The organism is Brevibacillus brevis (assembly GCF_022026395.1).
In the GTDB taxonomy this organism is placed as follows: Bacteria; Bacillota; Bacilli; order Brevibacillales; family Brevibacillaceae; genus Brevibacillus.
The window spans coordinates 1,837,501-1,858,765 of sequence record NZ_CP041767.1 but is presented as its reverse complement, the minus strand read 5'-3'; the positions used below and the strand labels follow the sequence as shown (position 1 = coordinate 1,858,765).

Genomic DNA, 21,265 nt, shown 5'->3' with positions numbered 1-21,265 from the left:
AGTTTATCTCTCCTTGTTGGTCAGCTTGATCCGTGGGTCAATCAGGGTGTATGCCATATCAATCAGGAAAATGGTAAAAATCAGAATCGCACTGTAAAAAATCGTCGTACCCAAAATGACCGGATAGTCACGGTTGAAAATGCCGTCTACGAAGTACTTGCCAATGCCCGGGATTGCAAAGATTTTTTCCACGACAAAGGTTCCCGTTATCAAACTGGCAATCAAAGGACCAAGAAAGGTGACCACAGGCAGAATCGCATTGCGAATTCCATGTCTGACGACAATGATAAGCATGGGAATCCCCTTTGCCTCTGCTGTTCGAATGTAGTTCTGGTTCATGACCTCAATCATGCTGGCACGCATGTAGCGGGTAATGACCGCAACTGGACCAAAGGCGAGCGCCAATGAAGGCAGTATCGTATGCATCCACGTACCCCATGTCGCAACGGGAAAGAGCGGCAACTTGATCGCGAAGAAATTGATCAGAAGCGGTGCCATAATGAAGCTCGGAATGGCTACCCCCAATACGGCAAGCGCCATGGCAACGTAGTCCAGCCATTTGTTGCGATTGAGCGCTGCGATGATGCCCAACGAAATTCCGAAAAGGAGTGCGATCCCAATCGCTTGCACACCCAACCACGCAGATGCTGCAAAGCCATCGGAAATCATGTCATTGACTCCACGAGAGTCTGATTTGATGGATGGGCCCAAGTCAAGCATTAACAGATTTTTCAGATATAAAACGTATTGAACAGGTAATGGTTCGTCCAAGTTGTATTTGGCACGTAAATTATTGAGAATTTGCTCTGGCAGTTGATCCGACTCGGAGGCAAACGGGTTCCCCGGAATGGCATGCATCAAGGCAAACGTCAGCGTCACGATAATCCACAGGGTGACGAACATCATCAAAATACGTTTTACCAGATAGTTTGACATGGAAGTCCTCCTCGTTTACTTAGCCAGCTCGTAAATGGCATGCGCGTAAATCGCCATGGCACGCAGCAGGTCGTCAATCTCGGCATATTCATCAGTCAGATGGGCCATGGATTCTTTGCCTGGAAAGAGCGGGCCGAAAGCAACACCATACGGCATGATTTTGGCGTAAGTTGCTCCACCTGAGGAAAGAAGGGTCGCCGGCTCTCCCGTGTGCTCCTCGTACACCCGCGACAAAGTACTTATCACAGGATGATCTTTGGGTACATAATGCGACTTGGATGTCCGCAAAGCGGAAATCGTCCAGCCCAGCTCTGCAGTCCTTTGCTTCAATTTCTCTACGTATTCTTCACAGGAGACAGTCGCCGGATAGCGTATATTGAGCCGAACTGTGCCCCCTTCGCTGGAATCGTAATGCAATATCCCCGCATTGACCGTCAGCTTGCCTGACACTTCATCCTCACAAGCCATATGCAGCTGGTGAGCAAAATAATCTTCATGCAGAATATCAGCCAACATCGTAAGAAAAGACAAACTGGAGCCACCAAACGGATACGAGCGTAAAAAAGTAGCCAACAAGGTTCCCGCATTCACACCTTGGAATGGCGCCATCCCATGAGCTGGCTTTCCTGCGAGCGTGAATTGCAACTGTCCCAGCCCTACCAGTTCCATACGACCAGTTGTGTGATTTTCATTCAGAAACATCTCCCAGTCTTCTGCCAATCGAGAAAGGACGACCTCCTGCCGCGCCTGAGAGTCCAGCCGTACAAGAGCGACTGCTTTTTCGGGAACACTGTTGCCTTGGTCACCGGAGACAAAGGAAGCTAGTTGCCACACACCATTTGGTACGATTGTTTCCATCGCTGGAATCGTCAACGTTGGGTTGATCTGTCCCTTCTCGGCATGTGTCATCGGAAAGGAGGAATCAGGTGAAAAGCCAATCGGCGGGATGCGATCACGCTGGGCAAAATGCTTCATGCACAGCCAGCCGCTCTCTTCATCTGTTCCGATGATCATTCGCACGCGTTTTGTCAGTGGCAAGCCTGAATCCTTGACCAGCTTTAGCGCATAGTACGCAGCCATCGCTGGGCCTTTGTCATCAATCGCTCCCCGTGCATAGATGCGACCGTCGCGAATGCTCGGTTCAAAAGGCGGGGTCGTCCAACCTTCTCCCACAGTGACGACATCGATATGAACGAGCACGCCGATCTCTTCTTCCCCACTGCCGAACTCGATTGTCCCCGCGTAACCATCCAGGTTTTTGATCTGGAAGCCATCCAGTTCACCGCGTTCGAGCATGGCTTCAAGCGCAGCGGCAACACCTTCACCAAATGGCTTTCCTTCTTTTGCCGTCGTCATGTCTTCGATGCTGTTAATGGAAAGAAAAGATTTCAAATCATCCAGGTACTGCTCTCTTTGCAAAAGCGCTTGCTGCCGCCAGTAATCGCTCATATGCGTTCCCCTGCTTTCATCCGATGTAGATAGGCAAGAAACGATTCACCTTTCGAGGAAATCTGACTTCCTTGTCTTCCTTTTCCCACTTGAATCAGCTCATCCTGCTGCAAAAGCTTCAGGCGATAGCGCAGCTGTTGCAAGGTAACCGAGTGACCTTGTTCTTGCAACTGCCCAAGTAGCGTATAGCGTCCGCCGCTTCCGTGCGCCAGCTCCTGCAAAATAGCCGTGATTTCATCCAGAAATCCCCGTTTTTTATATTCGGTGACGATACTTTCACATTCGTTGTGTAGACCATCTACAGGCAACGGCGCTTCCGGTATTTCCCGTAGAAATGGTAAATGATACGGATACGCTTCATCCTCCACGACATGCGCTAAATACTCGATTACATTTTCGAGCTCGCGAATATTTCCAGGCCAATCGTACTCATGGAGCGCCCGCATCGCTTCATTGGTCAACGTAAACGGCGGACGGCGCAAATCATAGGAATATTTTTTCATAAATTGATGGGCCAACCACGGGATATCCTCCCGTCTGTTCCGCAGGGGCGGCAAATGAATCGGCAAGATATTCAGACGATAATACAAATCAGCACGGAAGGCCCCTTCCGCAATCATCCGCTGCAAATCTTGATTCGTTGCTGCGATGACGCGAATATCTGTCGGGATGATCTTGCTGCCACCTACGCGCATAATCTGTCGTTCTTGCAAAACACGCAGCAGTCGGTTTTGAATAGCGGTGCTGGCATCTCCGATCTCATCGAGAAAAATGGTCCCTTTGTGGGCCAATTCAAACCAACCGATATGTCCACCTTTACGCGCTCCGGTAAAAGCTCCTTCTTCATAGCCGAACAGCTCGCTTTCCAAAAGAGATTCCGATATGGCAGCGAAGTTGACCCCAACAAACGGCTCTCTTCTGCGTGGCGAAGCATTGTGGATAGCCTGGGCGAGCAATTCCTTCCCTGTCCCTGTCTCTCCCAACAACAGTACGGTGGAGTTGCTTCTTGCGATTTTGCGGGCAATCTGAATGATTTTTTGTACAGGGGTACTCTCCCCATAAAAATCATCAAATTGGTATTTGGCTACCAATCCTTTGCTGTAAAGACGCATGCGATAATCATGCTCCAGCTTTTCAATTTCTGCCGCCTGACGAAACAAAAGCAGACTCCCGAGAAAGCTTCCTTCCATGACGATATGCATTTTGCGGAAAAAGTAGGTTTTGTTCGCCCAATCTACCAAAACATCCTTATTCTCTTCACACTGCCGGATCAACTGATAGAAACTCGCAGGCAAGCAATTGGACGCCCGCTCACCGACGACTTCATTCCCTTCCATCTGCAACGTATCGATCGCTTTCTGATTGACAAAACGGATGTTTTCTTTTTCGTCCATGGCAATCACTGCGTCTTCGATTCGATTGACGATGGCCTCCAAATATTTGCTCAAGAGATGCGCATGCTGAATCTCGTTGTTTAGCTCTTTGGTAATATCGACCAACGATTGCATGGCGCGTGCGGTCACCTTTTGAAAATTGCCGTTTTTAAAATGAGAGTAGATGGCAAGCCATGTAGATAAATCGATGATCCGATACCCGATATCGACAACTTTGCGAATGTGCGGGGGGACATGCTCTGCCTCCCCTGGCGTTACTGCAATCTCGATGTCAGGCGGATAGTCAGCACCTGGATAATAAGGATATAGTTCAAAATCCATCCCTGACGCACGCAGCAATTCCACATTTTCTTCAGCAGTTTCCTTGGTGTCACTGACGAGAAGCACTTTCACGCCTTTCGGGATTTCCAGCATGCCGCGCAAATTATGGTATGGCAGCATTCGCTTGGCAACGATGATGCTGGATTCTTTCGGCACATACGGTTGTACAAGGGGGACGATGCTTTTCGTGGATACAATAACGAGAGCACCAGGCGTGATCGGGCGTAACGGAAGCTGGTCGACTCGCATCGCCTCGACATGGATATCATCGCCGATTCCCAATTCATGATATTGACTAACGACGGACTGCAGAAACTCATCCATTCTCGCAATAAATATAATCGATTTTTTGTCCATATCAGCCGCTCCAAGATGTAAAGTGAAGACAAGAACGATTCGAATATTCGCTCTTGTCTTCGCTTATTTTACTTATTACTTATTGCCGATTTCTACCCATTTGTAGTCAATCGTGCCGACTGGATGGCGAACAATGCCTTTAATATTTGGCTGCTCCATAAATACTTTTGTGCCGAAATAGATAGGTACGAGTGGCATTTCATCCATGAAAATTTTCTCCGCGTCATGCATGAGCTTGAAGCGCTCGGGTTCGTCAGCAGTGTTGCGAATCTTCTCGACCAGTGCGTCATACTCTTTGTTGCTGTAATTGATACGGTTTCCAGGATGGTCAGTCACGAACAGCTCCAGGTAATTGACCGGGTCTCCGTAGTCGGCAGGGATCGTCGAGCGGGAGAATTGAAGAGTGCGGGCACGCTGTTCTGCCAAGAATACTTTCCACTCCTTGTTTTCCAGCTTCACATCTACTCCGAGATTTTTCTTGTACATTTCCTGCAAAACTTGCGCAATGGCCTTGTGCGCATCACTCGTGTTATACGTCATGGTGACAGGCGGGAGGGTTGTCCAGCCTTCTTCTTCCATCCCTTTTTTCAGCAATGCTTTTGCTTGCTCAACATCGTTATCCTTGAAGAAATCCCCGCCCTTTGTGCGGAAATCCGCTCCGTCTGGCTCCGGGAAGCCCAATGGTACATGAGCCATGGCAGGTGTTTGTTTCCCTTGCACAACATTGTCGATCAAGGTTTTGCGATCGATGGCCAGTGCAAATGCTTTCCGAATGTTGGCGTTCGTGAATGGAGGCATGGTGGTGTTCATCCGGTAGTAGTAGATGGACGCTTCTGTCTCCACCTTCGCTTCTCCGGAATCGATCAACTGTTTCTTCATATCATTGGGAACGGTCTGGATCATGTCGAGCTGACCTGTTTTGTACATTTGGAATTGCGTATTTTCATCGTTGACCATGACAAACTCGATTCCCGCATATTTGATTGAATCACGATCCCAGTAGCCGTCGTTTTTCACCAGCTTCACGGATTGGTCATGAACCCAGTCTTCCATTTTGAATGGTCCATTGGTTACGATGCTTGCGGCGCCTTCCGCCCATTTCGGATTGCTCTCCACTACTTTTTTATTCACGGGGAAGAAGGTCGGCTGCGTCAGGATGTGGAGGAAATAACCTGTTGGTGCCTTCAGCTTTACTTCAAACGTCTTCTCGTCAACGGCTTTTACCTGTACGCCGTCTGCATTTCCTGTTCCTTTGTTGAACGCTTCTGCTCCATCGATGTAATAGGCGAGAAAAGCAGACGGGAATGCATTGTTCGGATCGACAATGCGCTTAAACGCAAACTCGAAATCCTGCGCTGTGACTGGTTCACCATTCGACCATTTGCTATCGCGTAGGGTAAAGGTGTACGTTTTTCCATCCTCACTCACTGCCCATTTCTCAGCCATGGCTGCTTGCGGCTTGTGATCCTTGTCCAGTCGAACTAAGCCTTCCATTGTGGCATTCAACACTTCGTTGGAAGTACTGTCAAAGCCCTTTGGCGGATCGAGCGAAGGTGGTTCGGTCTTCAGGTTGAGCTTGAGTTTTGCAGCGGCATTGGCTTGTCCACCTGAATCTGAGGACGCTTGACCTGCTGTACCTCCCCCTCCTGGCTGTGTCGGCGTTGCCGACTGACTACAACCTGTAATGGCAAGGACAGTGACAAGTGCAGCGGTACTAAGCAGCTTCCATCCTTTTCGCATGTTCATTGCATGTGACCCCCTTTTCTTTTTAAACAACATGTAGCCTTTGTTGCTTTATGAATAAACGGCACTGCTGGGAATGCCATTTATACACGTAAAGAAAAATCTGTCTTGGCTAGATGGAAGGACGTCTCGATCCGTCCAACAACGTTACCACTCATGTTTGTAATGGGCGGGTTGGTATATTCGGCGAGCCTATCCAAAGCACCATCTAGGCCAATTCCCAGTTGACGAAGCACTTCATTGACGACCGGGTTGATCGCCCGTGGTCCTCCATCCTCGATTTTGATAGCAATGCCCAATCCTGTTTCTCTATCCCCCAAGCAATACACGGACTCAGCGCCTGCCTTCCCTACGATACGACCGCCAAAGGCTGACATGAGGTCTGTGCAATATCGATTCTCGCCTCCGACCATTTCGGGATGAGCGGTCATGGCATCCGTAATTCGCTGAACCGCTTTTCGTCGCTCGGAATTCTCGATTACCTCTGGTCTCGCCAGCTTGGCGAATGCCCACGCGTAATGGGCGAGCGGCAATTGATGGACGGGAACCCCACAGCCATCTGTCCCGAGGTTGATTTTGTCTTTGGGGTAGCCTGTTATGTCCTCGACTACTTCGAGAATCCGTTGTTGCACCGGATGCGTAGGCAAATGATAAGTAGTTACGTCCTCCCCCATATGTGTCGCCGTGGCAATCATGCCGGAGTGCTTGCCGGAGCAATTCGAGAATACAGGTGTAAGCGGCTTGCCCTCCCGAATCAGCTGTTTGTAGCTCTCCTCATGCCGTGGCACATGTGTCCCGCATTGCAATGCTGCTTCTGGCTGACCTGCTCGCGCAAGCATCGAGAGCGCCCGCGTCCGATGGCGTGGCTCTCCACTGTGAGAAGCGCAACAGAGCGAGAGATCAGCTGGCTCAAAACCATACCGGTCTGCCGTCCCCGTCTCGATTACCGGAATCGTCTGCAACGGCTTCATACTGGAGCGTGCATATGTGAGGCGATGCGGGTCCCCGTACGAATAGAGCAATGTCCCCTGCGAATCAACGACTGCGATATGACCAAGATGTGAGCTCTCTACCTGTTCTCCCCGGTATACGTTGGCAACGACGTTCATAGCAAGTCTCCTTTGAGTGTGAATAGTAGAATGATTGTACTTTTTTACTTCAAGCAATTAGCGTGCCAACGCATTGATGTGACAGTTAATATTGAATTTTCTGCTATTTTACGCATGAGTAGTGGGACAAAAATAACAGTCCACACGATAAATAAGTCACCCTATAAATATAAATAGGTTGTCCTTTTGTATGATCAGGCTACCTTCATGGTCAAATAAAAGAAAAACACCCCTTTCTATCCCGCAATCGGAAATAGGGTGTCCTGAATAGGCTTCACTTATTGTTTGGCAACCCGCTGCATATCCGCTTCGACCATCATGTGAATGAGCTCTTCCAACTTCGTTTTCGGTGTCCAGTCGAGCTCTCTTTTCGCTTTTTCCGGATTGCCCAACAAAATGTCCACTTCTGCTGGCCGATACAATTCCGGGTCGATCACGACGTAATCCAGGTAGTTCAACCCAACATAATCGAAAGCGATTTTGCACATCTCTTCCACTGTCGATGTTTTTCCTGTCGCTATGACATAATCATCCGGCTTATCCTGCTGAAGCATCAGCCACATCGCTTCTACGAAATCTCCAGCAAAGCCCCAATCCCGCTTCGCCTGAATATTCCCCAGCCGCAGTTCTTTTTGCTGGTTCGCGGCAATTCTTGCGACAGCATGTGTCACTTTCCTCGTAACGAATTCCAGCCCACGCAAAGGTGATTCATGATTGAATAAAATGCCGTTGGTGCTAAACATTTGAAAGCTTTCCCGATAGTTTTTGGTCATCCAGTAGCCAAACAGCTTGGAGACTGCATATGGGCTCCTTGGGTAAAAAGGCGTTTGCTCCGATTGCTGTGGCTCCTGGATTAGCCCGTACAGCTCACTTGACGAAGCCTGATACATTTTGATGGAGGGGTCTGTTTCCCGAATCGCCTCCAGAACATGCAGAACACCCATTCCTGTTACTTGCGCGGTCAAAATAGGCTGTTCCCATGACGAACCGACAAAGCTCTGTGCACCTAAATGATACACTTCTGCTGGTTTACATGCCTTTAGTGCACGCGTCAACGACGACACATCCAATAGATCGCCGTCCTTGTACTCCACCTGATCTGCGATGTTCAAATACTCCAGCCGCCACCTGTCCACTGAGCTCCGGCGTGGAACCAGTCCCACCACATGGTACCCCTTCTCCAGCAGAAATTTTGCCAGATAGGCGCCGTCCTGACCTGTAATTCCTGTGAGGAAAGCTGTTTTCATCCGCTTCTACTCCCCTTCTTCAGGCTGTGCCGTAATGTTCATTCCGGTAAGTTCCCTTTAAGCATCTCTTAAGCTTATGCCGGATCATGTTCATACGTTCAGTTGTCAGAGTAAGAGTCAAGAATAGAAGTCCGTAATACACTAATGAAAGCAAGCCGTTGTCAGAATTCAATAAGGAGGTAGGCAGCCGGCAGATATTTCAAAATGACCAAAAGAGGTGTTTCGACCCCCATGTCGCTCATTACTGTCGTAATTCCAACCTATAATCGGGCGAAGTATCTCCCCGCAGCCATCGAAAGTGTGTTGAACCAAACGCACAAGGATTGGAAGCTCCTCATTGTAGATGACGCCTCTACTGATCACACACAGGCCATCGTCGAAAAGTACCTCGGTGATCCCCGCATTCACTACGTACTTCTCCCTGAAAATTCAGGGATCGGCAAAACAATGGCTGCTGCTCTGGAACGAATTAATACGCCCTATTTTGTCTCACTTGACTCGGACGACTGGTTCGACGGAAAAACCTTAGAAATTTTGTTGGATGAGATGGAGCGCCAACCCGAAACCACGAACGTCGTGTTCTCCAACACCGTTTTTTGGAGGGAAGTGGGTGACACGCGAGAACTATCTGAAATCATGCGGCCTCCAATCTATGAAGATAAGTATGATTACCTGGAAGCTCCGATGGTCTGGCCTCGTTTTTATCGGACACAAGCGGTTCGTGATGTCGGCGGATTTGAATGTGACGATCCAATGCAGGGAAGGTTTTCTCATGACAAGTACATGTTATTAAAATTGATCGGAACAGGTAATATTCACTGGGTCGATGCGAACCTCTATCATTATTTGATTCACGAGAGCAACAATTCCCACATAAAAAACTGGCCGCAATGGACAAAAGCAAGAAAATACATTCTAACGAAAATCTTGAAACTGTGGGGAGACGAATACGAGCCTGTTTTTGTGTACACACCGGAGGGCTGGATCTATGTGAGCAAGCTCATTCCAAAAAGGAAGCCTTCTTAACTATTCTGCGACAATCTGCTTAAACAAGGTCAATGCCCGCGCCACTGCTTGATCCATGTTGTAGTATTGATAGTCCGCAAGCCTGCCCGCAAAAAGCACCCGATCGCGTATTTGCTCCGCTTCTTGTTTATAGAGGCTGTACCGTTGGCTGTTTTCCTTGCGGGGAATTGGATAATATGGCTCGTTTTTGCCAGGTGAATACGGCTGTGGATATACGAAAGATATGGTTGTGTGAGGAACGACTTGACCTGTGAGGTGCTTTTGTTCGAGGATTCTGGTGAAATCATACTCATTGGGATAATTGACCGTCCCCACTTCTTGGTACCATGCCTTTTGATGCGTTTCAAAATGAAAGCGCAGGCTTCGATAAGGCAATTGTCCATGCTTATTGCCAAAAAATGAATCGATCGGGCCTGTGTAAATCATACGTTTATACCTAATTTCATCCGCGATTTCTTGATAGTCCGTATTGAGGAGCACCTTAATATTCGGATGGTCGAGCATACGATGAAACATTGCTGTAAAGCCATGCAACGGAATTCCCTGATACGTGTCCTGAAAAAACCGATTGTCCCTGCTGACATATACAGGAACCCTTGCGGAAACAGACGGATCCAGCTCCTCCGGCTTCAAATCCCATTGCTTGATGGTATACCGATGAAATACTTTTTGATAAATGAACTCAGCCAAAAAGCCAAGCTCTTCATGCGTACTTTCCCGAAGCTTCAGAATCGGAATCTTCGCCCCGAATCCATATTGACGGATCAGCAAGCTCTCCAATTTCTGTGCATATTGCGGGGAAAACAATGCGGACAATGCATTTAGATTGAAAGGCAGCGGTATTTTTATGCCATCGACATAGGCACGCACCTCATGGAAGTACGGCCGCCACTGGGTAAAACGCGACAAATAGTCCCAAACCAGCTTGGAATTCGTATGAAAGGTGTGCGAACCGTATTTGTGAATCAGTACCCCCTGCTCATCATAGCAATCATAAGCATTTCCTCCGATATGATTGCGCCCCTCTACCACCAACACTTTCTGATCAAGCTGATTGGCAATCCGCTCTGCGAGTGTAGCACCTGTAAACCCAGCTCCGACGATCAGCCAATCCACCTTCATGTTAGACTCACATCCTCCCGTCTTCATCACATCCACTCACCACTTACCATTCTGTTAATACCCTAGTAAATGATGTCGTACTCTACACGCGGGAGTGAATTCTATATGAATGCAAACTGGTACACACACTACACACGCTGGAACGAGTGTGAATCCCTCGATTCAGAGCTTCGTCAGCAGTTGACCGCCATGCACGCTGATGAAAAGCAGCTTGCGGATTGCTTCTCTGCCCCGATTGCATTTGGAACCGGAGGCATGCGTGGGGTCATGGAGCCGGGAATAAACCGCATCAACTTATACACGATTCGCAAAGCAAGCGCGGGGCTGGCTCTTTATTTGCGCGAAACATATCCGGATCTGGCCGTCAAAAAAGTCGTCATTGCCTATGATTCACGGAAACACTCACAGTTGTTTGCCAAGGAAACTGCCAAAGTTCTCGGTCAGTACGGGATTACTACATGTATATTCAATCAGCTGACTCCTACCCCTCTGCTTTCCTTTGCTGTCCGTCACTTTTGCGCGTGTGCTGGCATTGTCATTACAGCAAGCCATAACCCGCCCGAATATAATGGCTACAAAATTTATGGCGCAGACGGGGGACAAATTACGCTCGCCACAGCCGAGCGACTTATGGACCATATCGTTGCAGCCGGAAATGAACTCGAAATCACTCCAGCAGATGAGCAAGAGCTGTGCAAAAATGGACTGCTCCACTATATTGACGATTCTCTCTTAGATACGTATTTGGAAAAAGTAAAGCAATTGCGCGTCCATCCAGACTTATCTCCTGCCATCCGGGAGCAAATGAAGATTGTCTTTACTCCCCTGCACGGCACGACGCATGACTCCATCACGCGTGGATTGAAATTGTTCGGGTATACACAAGTAAGTGTCGTTCCAGAGCAAGCTGTCCCCGATCCTAACTTTTCGACGGTAGACTCGCCTAATCCCGAAGAGCCTGAGGCCTTTCGATTAGCGATTTCGTACGCCGAACAAGTCGATGCCGACATGATCATGGGGACGGACCCTGATGGAGATCGTCTCGGCGTGCTCGTCAAAAATCAGGCAGGAGACTACAGCGTCCTGACCGGGAATCAGTTGGGAGCCTTGCTTCTTCATTACCTGCTGGAAACCAAACAAAAAAAGGGGAAGCTCCCCAAAAACGGCATCGTATTGAAAACGATCGTCACATCTGAAATGGGCAGGGCCATCGCGACAGACTTCGGCATATCAACAGAAGACACTTTGACAGGCTTCAAATATATTGGCGAAAAAATCGATGCCTACGAAAAGAGTGGAGCGTACGTCTTCCAATTTGGTTACGAAGAAAGCTACGGATACTTAATCGGCGATTTTGTCCGTGATAAGGATGCCGTACAAACAGCTTTGTTGCTTGCTGACATGTGCGCGTATTACAAATCTCAGGACAAAAGCCTCGCTGCCACACTGAGTGACTTATTCAACCGTTACGGTCATTATGCGGAAGAGCTGATTTCTTTCACGTGCAAAGGAGGAGATGGCATGCAAAAAATATCGGCAACGATGTCTTCCCTGCGCAATCAGCCCCTTTCCCAAATCGCCTCCCACCCCGTCATAGCCATCGAAGATTATGCCAACCGAATCCGCACAGATTGTCAAACAGGTACAACCACGCCGCTCACCTTGCCTGTATCAGATACCATCAAATACTTTTTCCACGATCATTCGTGGTTTTGTGTCAGACCCTCAGGTACGGAGCCCAAAATCAAAATCTATTTAGGCGTGAAAGGAACGAGTAGTCAGGATAGCCAAGAAAGGCTCTTCACCTTGAAGCAAGCTGTCTTGCAAATGCTCGGTTTCTAGTAAGGACTAGATTTCCAAATAAGGACCGGACTGATGAGGATGTCCCCCCTCGTTTGCTCCGTACCGAGGAGCATGATAAGCCTGCTCTGGTGTTAATTCAGGGAAACCCGATTGGTGAAGCAGGTCTCGTCTCAGGAAAAAAGCGTTGACGCCCTTTGAATCTGTTCCCAACAATGCGTACCCCAATCTTCTTCCCAATATAGCCAAGGAACTCAAGCTCGCACCAAAGTAGCTAGTGCCACCCCATTTAAAATCAGCCTGATACGCAATCACCATTTTTTGTGGAGGAGGGTAAGCCGCATTGTATTCAATGACAATGAGTCGCGGGCTGTACGCAAAAAGAGCTTGCCATACCCAGTAATCATTGCCGTCAATGTCGATGGAGAGCAGATCAAATTCCTTGGGAACACCATTGTCTGCGAATAACTGGGCAATATTTTCTCTCGTGATCAACTCATTCTTGATGATGAGCTGGGGATAGGCAACATAATCGGCAGACATTTTATTGCAACTGTTCAGGTCGCCTTCCATTGCCAATCCGCTCCATCCATGCTGCGTGACGAGATTTTTTATCAAGCATTCCGAGCCATCTCCCACTCCAAACTCTACACAATAGCGATTCGTAGTTCCGATTCGCGAAAATATTTCTTCAATGATGCCGTCTTCTCCATTTTGGGAATACACTCGCTTTTCATATCGGTTTAACACATTCATCCTCCCCATGCCTCCATTTACAACGTCCGTCTTACGTATCTTATTTATCTTTTTGCGGATACGATTGGTCATTCAATGAACAGGCTGCAAAACAGGCTATTTGCACGCATCTCATACAAAATGTTCCACGTAAGAGGCGCCAGCCGTTTCAAGGCCCTCCTCGGGACAATATATTAGGATAAAGTTTATCAATAGGAGCCTATCAGGCATTTTGTCAGACAGAGGAGATGTATAATTGTGAGCTTGCCCATCGTGTTTATTCACAGAACAGCTGAAGATCATGTAGGATTATGCATGCAACAGGCGAAATACAGCAACCCCTCTTCTCGTGTCATTCTTATCGGAAGCCCAGAAAACAAGTATCTTTCTACAGAAAATACAGAGCACTTCCTGTTGAGTCATTTCTACCAAAGCGCCCAAGCTTTCTCTAATGTTTACAAGCACTCCACTTCCAACACCTACGAATACAATCTGTTTTGTTTCCAACGCTGGTTTATTTTACGCGATTTTATGAGGAGTCAAGGGATAGAACGTTGTTGTTACCTGGACTCGGACGTAATGCTATACACTGATATCAACATCCGAGACAATGAGGATTTCGATGACTTTACATTTGAGTACACCTGGACGACCGTATGCGACCTGGAAAAACTCAATCAATTTTGCGATTACGCGACCAAATTTTTTCGCGACCCTCTTCACTATCAGACTCTGCTTCAATTCGCAAAAGAAATCGGAGATGCCCCCATTTCTGACATGGTATTGTTTATTCTGTTTCACAATTACGCGCTTCGCCGTAAAGCTACGTATGGCATAGTCGCCAACGGCTTTTTTGATCATAATCTCAACTGTCCTTTTGCCCCATCCTGCCCGCAGGCTGACAGCCAAGATGGGAAGAAGCAGATTTATCAAAAGAATGGCGCACTCTATTGCAAAATAACCGGGACGACTGACTACCTTAGCGCTCATTCCTTACATTTTCAAGGACATGCAAAAGCATATATCCCCTACTTTCGCTCACAGGACATCCCGAACACAGATGATTTCATGTATTTCGACTATCCAACCTGCAAATGGGTGCCAGCCGAACCCTGAACCCAATAAAATTCCCTCTGGAAACGAGCTGTGCGCCGTGCCATTTTTTCACGTTTTTCCATATTCATAATATGTTAAGCTGTTCATCCTTCGCTATGAGCATCATAGACAGGGGGGATTCGACTCATGAAGGCATTGATTACCGGAGTAACGGGATTTGCCGGCAGTCACTTGGCTGAGTATCTACTGTCGCGGGGAGATGTAGATGTTTACGGCACATTCCGGTCCCTTACCAAAAAAGAGCAGCTGGGGCATCTGATGGACCGCGTGCATATGGAAAACTGTGAATTAAGAGATCCCCAATCTGTAAATGAACTCATCCAGAGAATAAAGCCCGATCTCATTTTTCATCTGGCTGCTCAAAGCTTTGTCCCCACCTCGGTGTCGTCTCCTGCAGATACGATGGTAAACAATATTGTCCCACAGTTAAATTTGTTCGAGGCGGTACGCAACCATGCTGTTGCTTGCAAAATTCAAATTGCTTGCTCCAGTGAGGAATACGGTTTGGTTTATCCGGAGGAAATCCCTATTAAGGAGACCAATCCCCTCCGTCCTCTCAATCCGTACGCGGTCAGTAAAATTGCCCAGGATTACCTCGGGTATCAATATCACCACAGTTACGGTCTGGCGATCATCCGTACACGTACCTTTCACCATACAGGTCCGAGAAGAGGCGAAAGCTATGTAACCTCTAATTTTGCCAAACAAATTGCCCAGATTGAGCTTGGCCTGCAAGAGCCAAAAGTACATGTCGGCAATCTTGGGGCCATTCGCGACTTCACGGATGTACGGGATATTGTCAAGGCGTATTGGTTGGCGATTACGCGAGGTGAGCCAGGTGATGTCTACAATATATCCGCAGGTACTCGCTATACCATCGAGGACATGTTGAAGACGCTGCTCGCTCTAACTGATGTGCAGGTAGAAATACATGTAGACACCAATCGGTTGCGCCCCTCTGATGTAGACATTGTATTGGGAGACTCTTCTTTGTTTCGAGAAAAGACGGGATGGGAGCCCGAGATCTCGTTCCAGAAAACGATGGAAGATGTATTGAATTACTGGCGCTCTGTGCTACGCAAGCCTAACAGCTCTTAAAAACGTCGAGTGGATGAGTAGAAAAAATCAGGAGGGAACTTCTTATGTCCATGCAATCCCTTCCTCTCGTAAGTGTCATCACCCCTTCGTACAATCAGGCAAAATTTATCAAACGAACGATCGATAGTGTACTAACACAGGACTATCCCCATATTGAGCATATTGTGGTCGATGGCGCTTCAACTGACGGTACGCAGAATATTTTGCAGCAATACAGCCATCTTGGGGACCGCTTCCGCTTCGTTTCCGAGCCAGATCGCGGCCAATCCCATGCCGTCAATAAAGGATTACAAATGGCACGAGGCGAGATTATCGGTTGGCTCAATTCGGATGATACGTATTTTCCCGGTGCCATTCGAAAAGCAGTGACTGCCTTGCAGCAAAATCCCAATTGGGGCGTTGTTTACGGAAAAGGGCTCCACATTGATGAGAACGACAAAGTTAAGTATCCGTACATTTGGGTAGAGTTTGACAGAAAAAAATTGTTTAATTTCAACCTCATTTGCCAACCCGCTGCTTTCCTGCGCAAGCATGCCTTTGAAGCAGTTGGTGGTGTAAATGAAGAACACGACTGGTGCATGGATTACGATTTGTGGAACCGGATTTCCCTGCATTATCCGATTGGGACGATACCGGAATTCTTGGCTAACTCACGCTTATATGACGCATGCAAAACGTTTGTCTATGAATTGGAGCCAGGATTTTCCGAAATTTTGAAAACAAGCGTGAAGCATCATGGCACCATCTCGAATGAATGGCTCTATCACTACACGCAGAAGCATTACAAGCAAGGAGCATTTTGGTTTCTAAACAAGCTGAAAGCGTATCATGCATTCGGACCCTCTCCCCAAATCATTGCATCCAACCGCTACCCGGACGCATGGGCTCCCCAAAACCTGAGAATGACCATCGAAGCCAGCCATGGACCGATGCACGCTTTGCTTTTCAAAGGAAGCAACCAAAATACCGCCCCTCTCCTGCATTTTCATGTCATGAGGAATGGGAAACTCGTACACAAATTCCAAGTTACCCAGGAGCGTTTTCAAGTCGCGATTCCCATTGCCTCCGAGGGACAGCGATGTGAAGTGAGTATTTTTTGCAGCCAACAGATCCTTCAGAGCCACCCCAACAATCCTGAAGTCAAACGATCTGTCAGCTACCATTTGGAAGAAGTCCTCCCGCTTTCCTATGAGGAGTACCAATTTTATCAGGAATTTACCAAAGGCAAGGCCCATATCGAAAATTGGGTAAATCGCAGAGTCCCTTCGCCTCGAATTTGAATGCGGACGAGAAAGGCAGGTTGACACGAATTGAATCTGGCGAAAAAACGGATTGTGGTGACTGGTGGATCAGGATTTCTAGGAAGCCACGTCGTTCATCAATTGCGCAAGCTGGACTGTACGGACATCTTCATCCCTAGAAGCCATGAATACGATCTTCGCAAAGAACATGATGTGAATAGGATGTTGCAAGATTTCCGTCCCGATATCATTCTTCACTTGGCTGCCGTGGTCGGCGGAATTGGCGCGAATCAAAAAAATCCCGGTAAATATTTTTACGATAATTTGATCATGGGGACTCAGCTCATGGAGCAATCCCGCTTATTCGGTATTGAAAAATTCGTAGCCATCGGAACCATTTGCTCCTATCCCAAACATGCGCCCGTACCGTTTAAGGAAGAAGATATATGGAATGGCTATCCTGAAGAAACCAATGCTCCGTATGGCTTAGCCAAGAAAATGATGCTGGTGCAATCGCAAGCCTATCGCGAGCAATACGGGTTCAATTCCATTTATTTGCTTCCTGTCAATTTGTACGGCCCGGGCGACAATTTTGATTTGGAAACCTCACACGTCATCCCTGCCATCATTCGAAAATGTGTGGATGCAATTCGCAATGACGAGAAGAAGATCGTTCTCTGGGGAACAGGCAGCGTCACACGCGAGTTCATATATGTCGAAGATGCTGCACAGGCGATTATCGCTGCAACTGTGAGCTATGATCAATCTGAACCGGTCAATATCGGTTCTGGTCATGAAATCTCCATCAAAAGCTTAGCAGAAACAATTAAACAGCTAAGCGGCTTCCAGGGAGAGATCGAATGGGATAATACCAAGCCAGACGGACAACCGCGCCGCCTTTTAGATATAACCAAAGCAAAAGAACGGTTCGGCTTCGTGGCTCAAACGTCTTTACTCGCTGGATTGGAGAAAACGATCGCATGGTACATGGCACATCCTCACGTGCAAGGGAGGATCCCAACATGAGAGTCGGAATAAACCTGATGTCAGTGATTCCTGGCAAAATCGGCGGGATGGAACAGTATGTCAGGAACTTGCTGGCCTACTCGATGAATGCTGGGGACGGTCATCAGTGGTTTCTTTTTTTATCCTCACACAACTTCCATACCTTCGAGGCGCAAAAAAATGTTCGCAAATTCATGGTCCCCGACCATGGTAATGCACACGCAATGCTTCATTACTGGATTAACTCCCTACAGTTGAATTTGTGGTTTTGTCCGCTGCTCGTCTTAAATCCAACCGATGTCACAATCCCTTCTGTGATCAACATTCCAGATATCCAGCACGAGTATTACCCGGAGTTTTTCGATGCTCATTCCTTACGCTGGCGACTGGACAACTACAAATCGTCTGCAGAGCGTTGCAGTGCCGTGCTGACGCTGTCGGAGTTTTCCAAGCAAACGATCCTCCAAAAATTCGGGCTTCCTCCGCATAAAGTACACGCAATCCACCTGGATGCCTCGCGGGAATTTTCCTTGCCGCATAATGAGGCACTCAACCAACAGGTCATACAAAAGTATAAGTTGCCCAGCGAATACGGCTTTTTCCCTGCGAATACATGGCACCACAAAAATCACCTGAATGTATTCAAAGCACTTGTCACTTTGCGGGATAAACACCAAATACGAATTCCCATGGTTTTCACCGGTTTTGCTCAAGAGGCCCATCAAAACGTCATGAATTACATCACAAATAACCAGCTGTGGGACCAAGTCAAATGGCTCCATTACGTACCGCAGGAAGAGATGCCTTACTTGTATCGGAATGCTCAGTTCCTTTGCTTCCCTTCCCTCTTCGAAGGCTTTGGCATTCCGCTGGTAGAGGCCATGAAGTCCAACATTCCCATCGTATGCTCCAATGCAGGGAGCATTCCTGAGGTGGTGGGTGACGCTGCTCTCACCTTCGATCCGAATATTTCCGATGATATCGCGGTGAAGCTCGCCCATCTTTATTTGACACCTGAGGCAAGAGCAGACCTGGTTGCCAAAGGCATCCATCAAGCCAAGCATTTTTCGTGGGAGAAATGCGCACGCGAAACATTGGCTGTCTTTTCTTCCGTCGCACGCTAATGTCATTGAAAGGAGGTCATCTTTGTATGTCTCGCATGCAGCAAATTCGGGAGACGTGGAGGAAGGAGCGCCGAATCCCGTTTCCGTTAACAGAACAAGAAACTTGGGATTTTTGGCTGTTGGAAGCACCGACAAACGATTTGAAAAAGTCGAAGATCAAGCATATAGCGAAAACGATGGGCATCCGCACCTTGATCGAGACAGGCACGTTTAAGGGCGACATGTTGGAAGCGATGAAAAACCATTTCGACCTGCTCGTTTCCATTGAGCTGGATGAAGCATTGTTTATAGCGGCAAAAGAGAGATTCTCAGGTGACAGCCACATCCATATCCTCCACGGTGACAGTGGAGAAGTATTGACCAACCTGATGCACTCTGTTACAACACCCTGCCTGTTTTGGCTGGACGGTCATTACATCCCGCGCTCAACGGAGGCAGCCAAGGGAGACCTGGACACCCCTATCTTGCATGAGTTAGCTGCCATTCTGCAGCATTCTGTTCAAAATCACGTCATTTTGATTGATGATGCTCGCTGCTTTATTGGTCCCAATCCATTGTTGAAAGATTATCCCACTATCCAGGAACTACGAGAATTCGTTCATTCTCTTCGTCCTGACCTCCTATTTGTCGTAGGAAATGACATCATCATGATCTACAATCCACTTGAAGGAGCAACAAATTCGATGAAGAAAGTTGACTTTCACCTGCCGTTTGACAATCGAACCTTTACCGTCTATGGGGACGACTCCGATCAAAGCGTCCTGTACTTTATGGAGTATTACAAAGGATATTATGAAGACTACGTTATCCTTCCTCTGAAAAAAATCGTACAACCTGACCATGTTTGCCTAGACATCGGAGCAAACATCGGTCCGATCTCGCTCGCCCTGAGCTATCTCGCACCTCTAGGCAGGGTGTACGCATTCGAACCCTCCGATGCCAATTATCCTTATCTCCTGCGGAACCTGGCCGAGAATCACATCACCAATGTCGAGCCACTTCAGCTCGGAATAGCGGACCGCAACGGGAACATTCATTTTAATGACGATCCACGTGGAGGCGGATGGTCTTATATCCCGCATGAGCCAGAAGACGTGGGGAAATCCACGCAATTCATATCATGTGTCAGGCTGGATGACTGGGTAGAGCAAAATATGATCTCGCGCATCGACCTCATTAAAATTGACGTGGAAGGCTCGGAGGTCGTCGTCTTGGAAAGTGCCATGCGAACGCTTAAGCAGTGGGACCCGGATGTAATCATTGAATTCAACCCAGAAAGCATCAGGGAAAACTTCGGCAGACATCCACTCGTGCTATACACACTGCTGGAGAAATTGTTTACCCATATTTATATTTTCAAGCGGGACAATACGGTGGTAAAAGTGAAGAACTACAACCATTTATTAGACGAAATGAAACCTTTCCACGCTGATCTTTTCTGCACAAACAAGACTTTCCTCGATTAAGCGCACATAATAAAAACATGGCTGTTGGCTCGCCATGTTTTTTGTTGCGTTGCTATTTGAAAGTGGCCATTACCTTTCTCAATCCATCCTCCAGCTTCACTCGATGTTTCCACCCTAGTGCTTGCAGCGATCGGGTATCTGCTTGTGAATGCATGATTTCCCTATCTGAATACGTAATCGATCCGAACTTCAGGACTGTCCTAGAATGCGTCATCTGATGAACCAGTTCTACAAACTCCCGGATCGAGGTAGCAGTACCTGTCCCTACCTGGTATTCCGTAAAGCCTGCGGGTAGACGGGCAGCATGGGCCAAAAGCACGCGGTAGGCAGAAACGACATCCTCCACATAAATAAAGTCCCTGGCTTGCTTTCCTTCTGTTAGCCTTAGTTCTGGTTGATTTTCGAGACAGCTTTTGATGACAGAAGGGACAAACTTATTCGTATTGTCATAAGGACCATACACATGCTCCAGCCGGACGTTGATGAATTGCAAGGAAGATGTATCTGCTAAGCATTTTCCCCATTCTCGAAATTGACGCTTCGTCAAATTATATGGTTGTAGATGATTGGATAATCGGGTGGGCGCACTGGAAAACGTATCTGTATTTAGAAAAACAGGGGTACCAATGCGCATAGCCATATCCAGCAGTTTAAGCGGAAAGGTCACATTGGCATCTACCATTGTGGCATTGCTCTCGTTGTTGCGTCCATAACAGGTTGCCGTATGGATGATCGCATCGATTTTCCCCTGCTTGAAAAAAGGAGCTTCCCATTGACCGCGATCTGTATCATACGTAATCAAATCAGGCAGTATGTCCTGGATACGCGAGCAATCGGAAGTGCTCCTTTTTAAAAGGATGAGGGTATGTCCGTCCAATAGCAGCGCTTTTACGAGCTGGCTTCCGAGAAAGCCTGTCGCGCCGGTCACAAGTATCTTCATTTGGGATCTCTCCCCTTCACCTGCTATGCACTCTTC

Annotated in this window: 17 protein-coding genes; 8 read left to right on the top strand and 9 right to left on the bottom strand. The window is 47.7% G+C overall.

Annotated features, from left to right (window positions below):
• Window positions 1-3 precede the first annotated feature (3 nt).
• The 6 genes from FO446_RS09260 to gmd form a co-directional block, all read right to left on the bottom strand.
• Complete coding sequence (locus FO446_RS09260) at window positions 4-936, bottom strand: ABC transporter permease (RefSeq protein ID WP_173608534.1); 933 nt, start codon at window positions 934-936, stop codon at window positions 4-6.
• Window positions 937-951: 15 nt separating this feature from the next.
• Window positions 952-2,385: a dipeptidase PepV gene (gene pepV / locus FO446_RS09255; protein ID WP_232774661.1), complete on the bottom strand. Its 1,434-nt coding sequence runs from the start codon at window positions 2,383-2,385 to the stop codon at window positions 952-954.
• The gene (locus FO446_RS09250) at window positions 2,382-4,457 is read right to left on the bottom strand and encodes a sigma-54 interaction domain-containing protein (RefSeq protein ID WP_237900459.1); all 2,076 of its coding nucleotides are present in this window, start codon (window positions 4,455-4,457) and stop codon (window positions 2,382-2,384) included. Before FO446_RS09250 ends, pepV begins: the two co-directional genes overlap by 4 nt.
• A 75-nt stretch (window positions 4,458-4,532) precedes the next feature.
• Window positions 4,533-6,203, bottom strand: a complete 1,671-nt coding sequence (locus FO446_RS09245) for a peptide ABC transporter substrate-binding protein (protein WP_173608537.1) — start codon at window positions 6,201-6,203, stop codon at window positions 4,533-4,535.
• Window positions 6,204-6,283: 80 nt separating this feature from the next.
• Window positions 6,284-7,309 (bottom strand): asparaginase, encoded by a 1,026-nt coding sequence (locus FO446_RS09240; protein ID WP_237900457.1) that lies wholly within the window; start codon window positions 7,307-7,309, stop codon window positions 6,284-6,286.
• Window positions 7,310-7,587: 278 nt separating this feature from the next.
• Complete coding sequence (gene gmd, locus FO446_RS09235) at window positions 7,588-8,556, bottom strand: GDP-mannose 4,6-dehydratase (protein WP_173608539.1); 969 nt, start codon at window positions 8,554-8,556, stop codon at window positions 7,588-7,590.
• 231 nt (window positions 8,557-8,787) lie between these two features.
• Between gmd and FO446_RS09230 the strand changes: the two genes are divergently transcribed.
• Window positions 8,788-9,582: a glycosyltransferase family 2 protein gene (locus FO446_RS09230; RefSeq protein WP_237900455.1), complete on the top strand. Its 795-nt coding sequence runs from the start codon at window positions 8,788-8,790 to the stop codon at window positions 9,580-9,582.
• Here FO446_RS09230 and glf read toward each other — a convergent pair whose 3' ends face one another.
• Complete coding sequence (gene glf / locus FO446_RS09225) at window positions 9,583-10,704, bottom strand: UDP-galactopyranose mutase (protein WP_237900453.1); 1,122 nt, start codon at window positions 10,702-10,704, stop codon at window positions 9,583-9,585.
• Window positions 10,705-10,809: 105 nt separating this feature from the next.
• Between glf and FO446_RS09220 the strand changes: the two genes are divergently transcribed.
• Entirely contained in the window at window positions 10,810-12,546 is a 1,737-nt protein-coding gene (locus tag FO446_RS09220) for a phospho-sugar mutase (RefSeq protein WP_237900451.1), read from the top strand.
• A 6-nt stretch (window positions 12,547-12,552) separates the two neighbouring features.
• Here the strand turns inward: FO446_RS09220 and FO446_RS09215 are convergent, their stop codons facing one another.
• The gene (locus FO446_RS09215; RefSeq protein WP_237900448.1) at window positions 12,553-13,260 is read right to left on the bottom strand and encodes a hypothetical protein; all 708 of its coding nucleotides are present in this window, start codon (window positions 13,258-13,260) and stop codon (window positions 12,553-12,555) included.
• 237 nt (window positions 13,261-13,497) lie between these two features.
• Between FO446_RS09215 and FO446_RS09210 the strand changes: the two genes are divergently transcribed.
• The 6 genes from FO446_RS09210 (at window position 13,498) to FO446_RS09185 (ending at window position 20,289) form a co-directional block, all read left to right on the top strand.
• On the top strand, window positions 13,498-14,355 hold the full coding sequence (locus FO446_RS09210; protein ID WP_237900446.1) for a hypothetical protein: 858 nt from the start codon (window positions 13,498-13,500) through the stop codon (window positions 14,353-14,355).
• 126 nt (window positions 14,356-14,481) lie between these two features.
• On the top strand, window positions 14,482-15,453 hold the full coding sequence (locus FO446_RS09205; RefSeq protein ID WP_173608545.1) for a GDP-mannose 4,6-dehydratase: 972 nt from the start codon (window positions 14,482-14,484) through the stop codon (window positions 15,451-15,453).
• 44 nt (window positions 15,454-15,497) lie between these two features.
• A complete protein-coding gene (locus FO446_RS09200; RefSeq protein ID WP_237900444.1) occupies window positions 15,498-16,733 on the top strand; it encodes a glycosyltransferase family 2 protein in 1,236 nt (411 codons plus the stop codon).
• A 30-nt stretch (window positions 16,734-16,763) separates the two neighbouring features.
• Window positions 16,764-17,720: a GDP-L-fucose synthase family protein gene (locus tag FO446_RS09195; RefSeq protein WP_173608547.1), complete on the top strand. Its 957-nt coding sequence runs from the start codon at window positions 16,764-16,766 to the stop codon at window positions 17,718-17,720.
• Window positions 17,717-18,823, top strand: a complete 1,107-nt coding sequence (locus FO446_RS09190) for a glycosyltransferase family 4 protein (RefSeq protein WP_173608548.1) — start codon at window positions 17,717-17,719, stop codon at window positions 18,821-18,823. The genes FO446_RS09195 and FO446_RS09190 overlap by 4 nt, the downstream gene beginning before the upstream one ends.
• 26 nt (window positions 18,824-18,849) lie before the next feature.
• Window positions 18,850-20,289: an FkbM family methyltransferase gene (locus FO446_RS09185; protein ID WP_173608549.1), complete on the top strand. Its 1,440-nt coding sequence runs from the start codon at window positions 18,850-18,852 to the stop codon at window positions 20,287-20,289.
• Window positions 20,290-20,341: 52 nt separating this feature from the next.
• On the opposite strand, the gene FO446_RS09180 is transcribed toward FO446_RS09185, so the two are convergent.
• Complete coding sequence (locus tag FO446_RS09180) at window positions 20,342-21,229, bottom strand: NAD-dependent epimerase/dehydratase family protein (RefSeq protein ID WP_237900441.1); 888 nt, start codon at window positions 21,227-21,229, stop codon at window positions 20,342-20,344.
• Window positions 21,230-21,265: the final 36 nt, after the last annotated feature.

Bases quoted from the DNA above. Each gene is read 5' to 3' on its own strand.
- FO446_RS09260 (WP_173608534.1), bottom strand. From the start codon at position 936: ATGTCAAACTATCTGGTAAAACGTATTTTGATGATGTTCGTCACCCTG.
- pepV (WP_232774661.1), bottom strand. From the start codon at position 2,385: ATGAGCGATTACTGGCGGCAGCAAGCGCTTTTGCAAAGAGAGCAGTAC.
- FO446_RS09250 (WP_237900459.1), bottom strand. From the start codon at position 4,457: ATGGACAAAAAATCGATTATATTTATTGCGAGAATGGATGAGTTTCTG.
- FO446_RS09245 (WP_173608537.1), bottom strand. From the start codon at position 6,203: ATGAACATGCGAAAAGGATGGAAGCTGCTTAGTACCGCTGCACTTGTC.
- FO446_RS09240 (WP_237900457.1), bottom strand. From the start codon at position 7,309: ATGAACGTCGTTGCCAACGTATACCGGGGAGAACAGGTAGAGAGCTCA.
- gmd (WP_173608539.1), bottom strand. From the start codon at position 8,556: ATGAAAACAGCTTTCCTCACAGGAATTACAGGTCAGGACGGCGCCTAT.
- FO446_RS09230 (WP_237900455.1), top strand. From the start codon at position 8,788: ATGTCGCTCATTACTGTCGTAATTCCAACCTATAATCGGGCGAAGTAT.
- glf (WP_237900453.1), bottom strand. From the start codon at position 10,704: ATGAAGGTGGATTGGCTGATCGTCGGAGCTGGGTTTACAGGTGCTACA.
- FO446_RS09220 (WP_237900451.1), top strand. From the start codon at position 10,810: ATGAATGCAAACTGGTACACACACTACACACGCTGGAACGAGTGTGAA.
- FO446_RS09215 (WP_237900448.1), bottom strand. From the start codon at position 13,260: ATGAATGTGTTAAACCGATATGAAAAGCGAGTGTATTCCCAAAATGGA.
- FO446_RS09205 (WP_173608545.1), top strand. From the start codon at position 14,482: ATGAAGGCATTGATTACCGGAGTAACGGGATTTGCCGGCAGTCACTTG.
- FO446_RS09200 (WP_237900444.1), top strand. From the start codon at position 15,498: ATGTCCATGCAATCCCTTCCTCTCGTAAGTGTCATCACCCCTTCGTAC.
- FO446_RS09190 (WP_173608548.1), top strand. From the start codon at position 17,717: ATGAGAGTCGGAATAAACCTGATGTCAGTGATTCCTGGCAAAATCGGC.
- FO446_RS09185 (WP_173608549.1), top strand. From the start codon at position 18,850: ATGTCTCGCATGCAGCAAATTCGGGAGACGTGGAGGAAGGAGCGCCGA.
- FO446_RS09180 (WP_237900441.1), bottom strand. From the start codon at position 21,229: ATGAAGATACTTGTGACCGGCGCGACAGGCTTTCTCGGAAGCCAGCTC.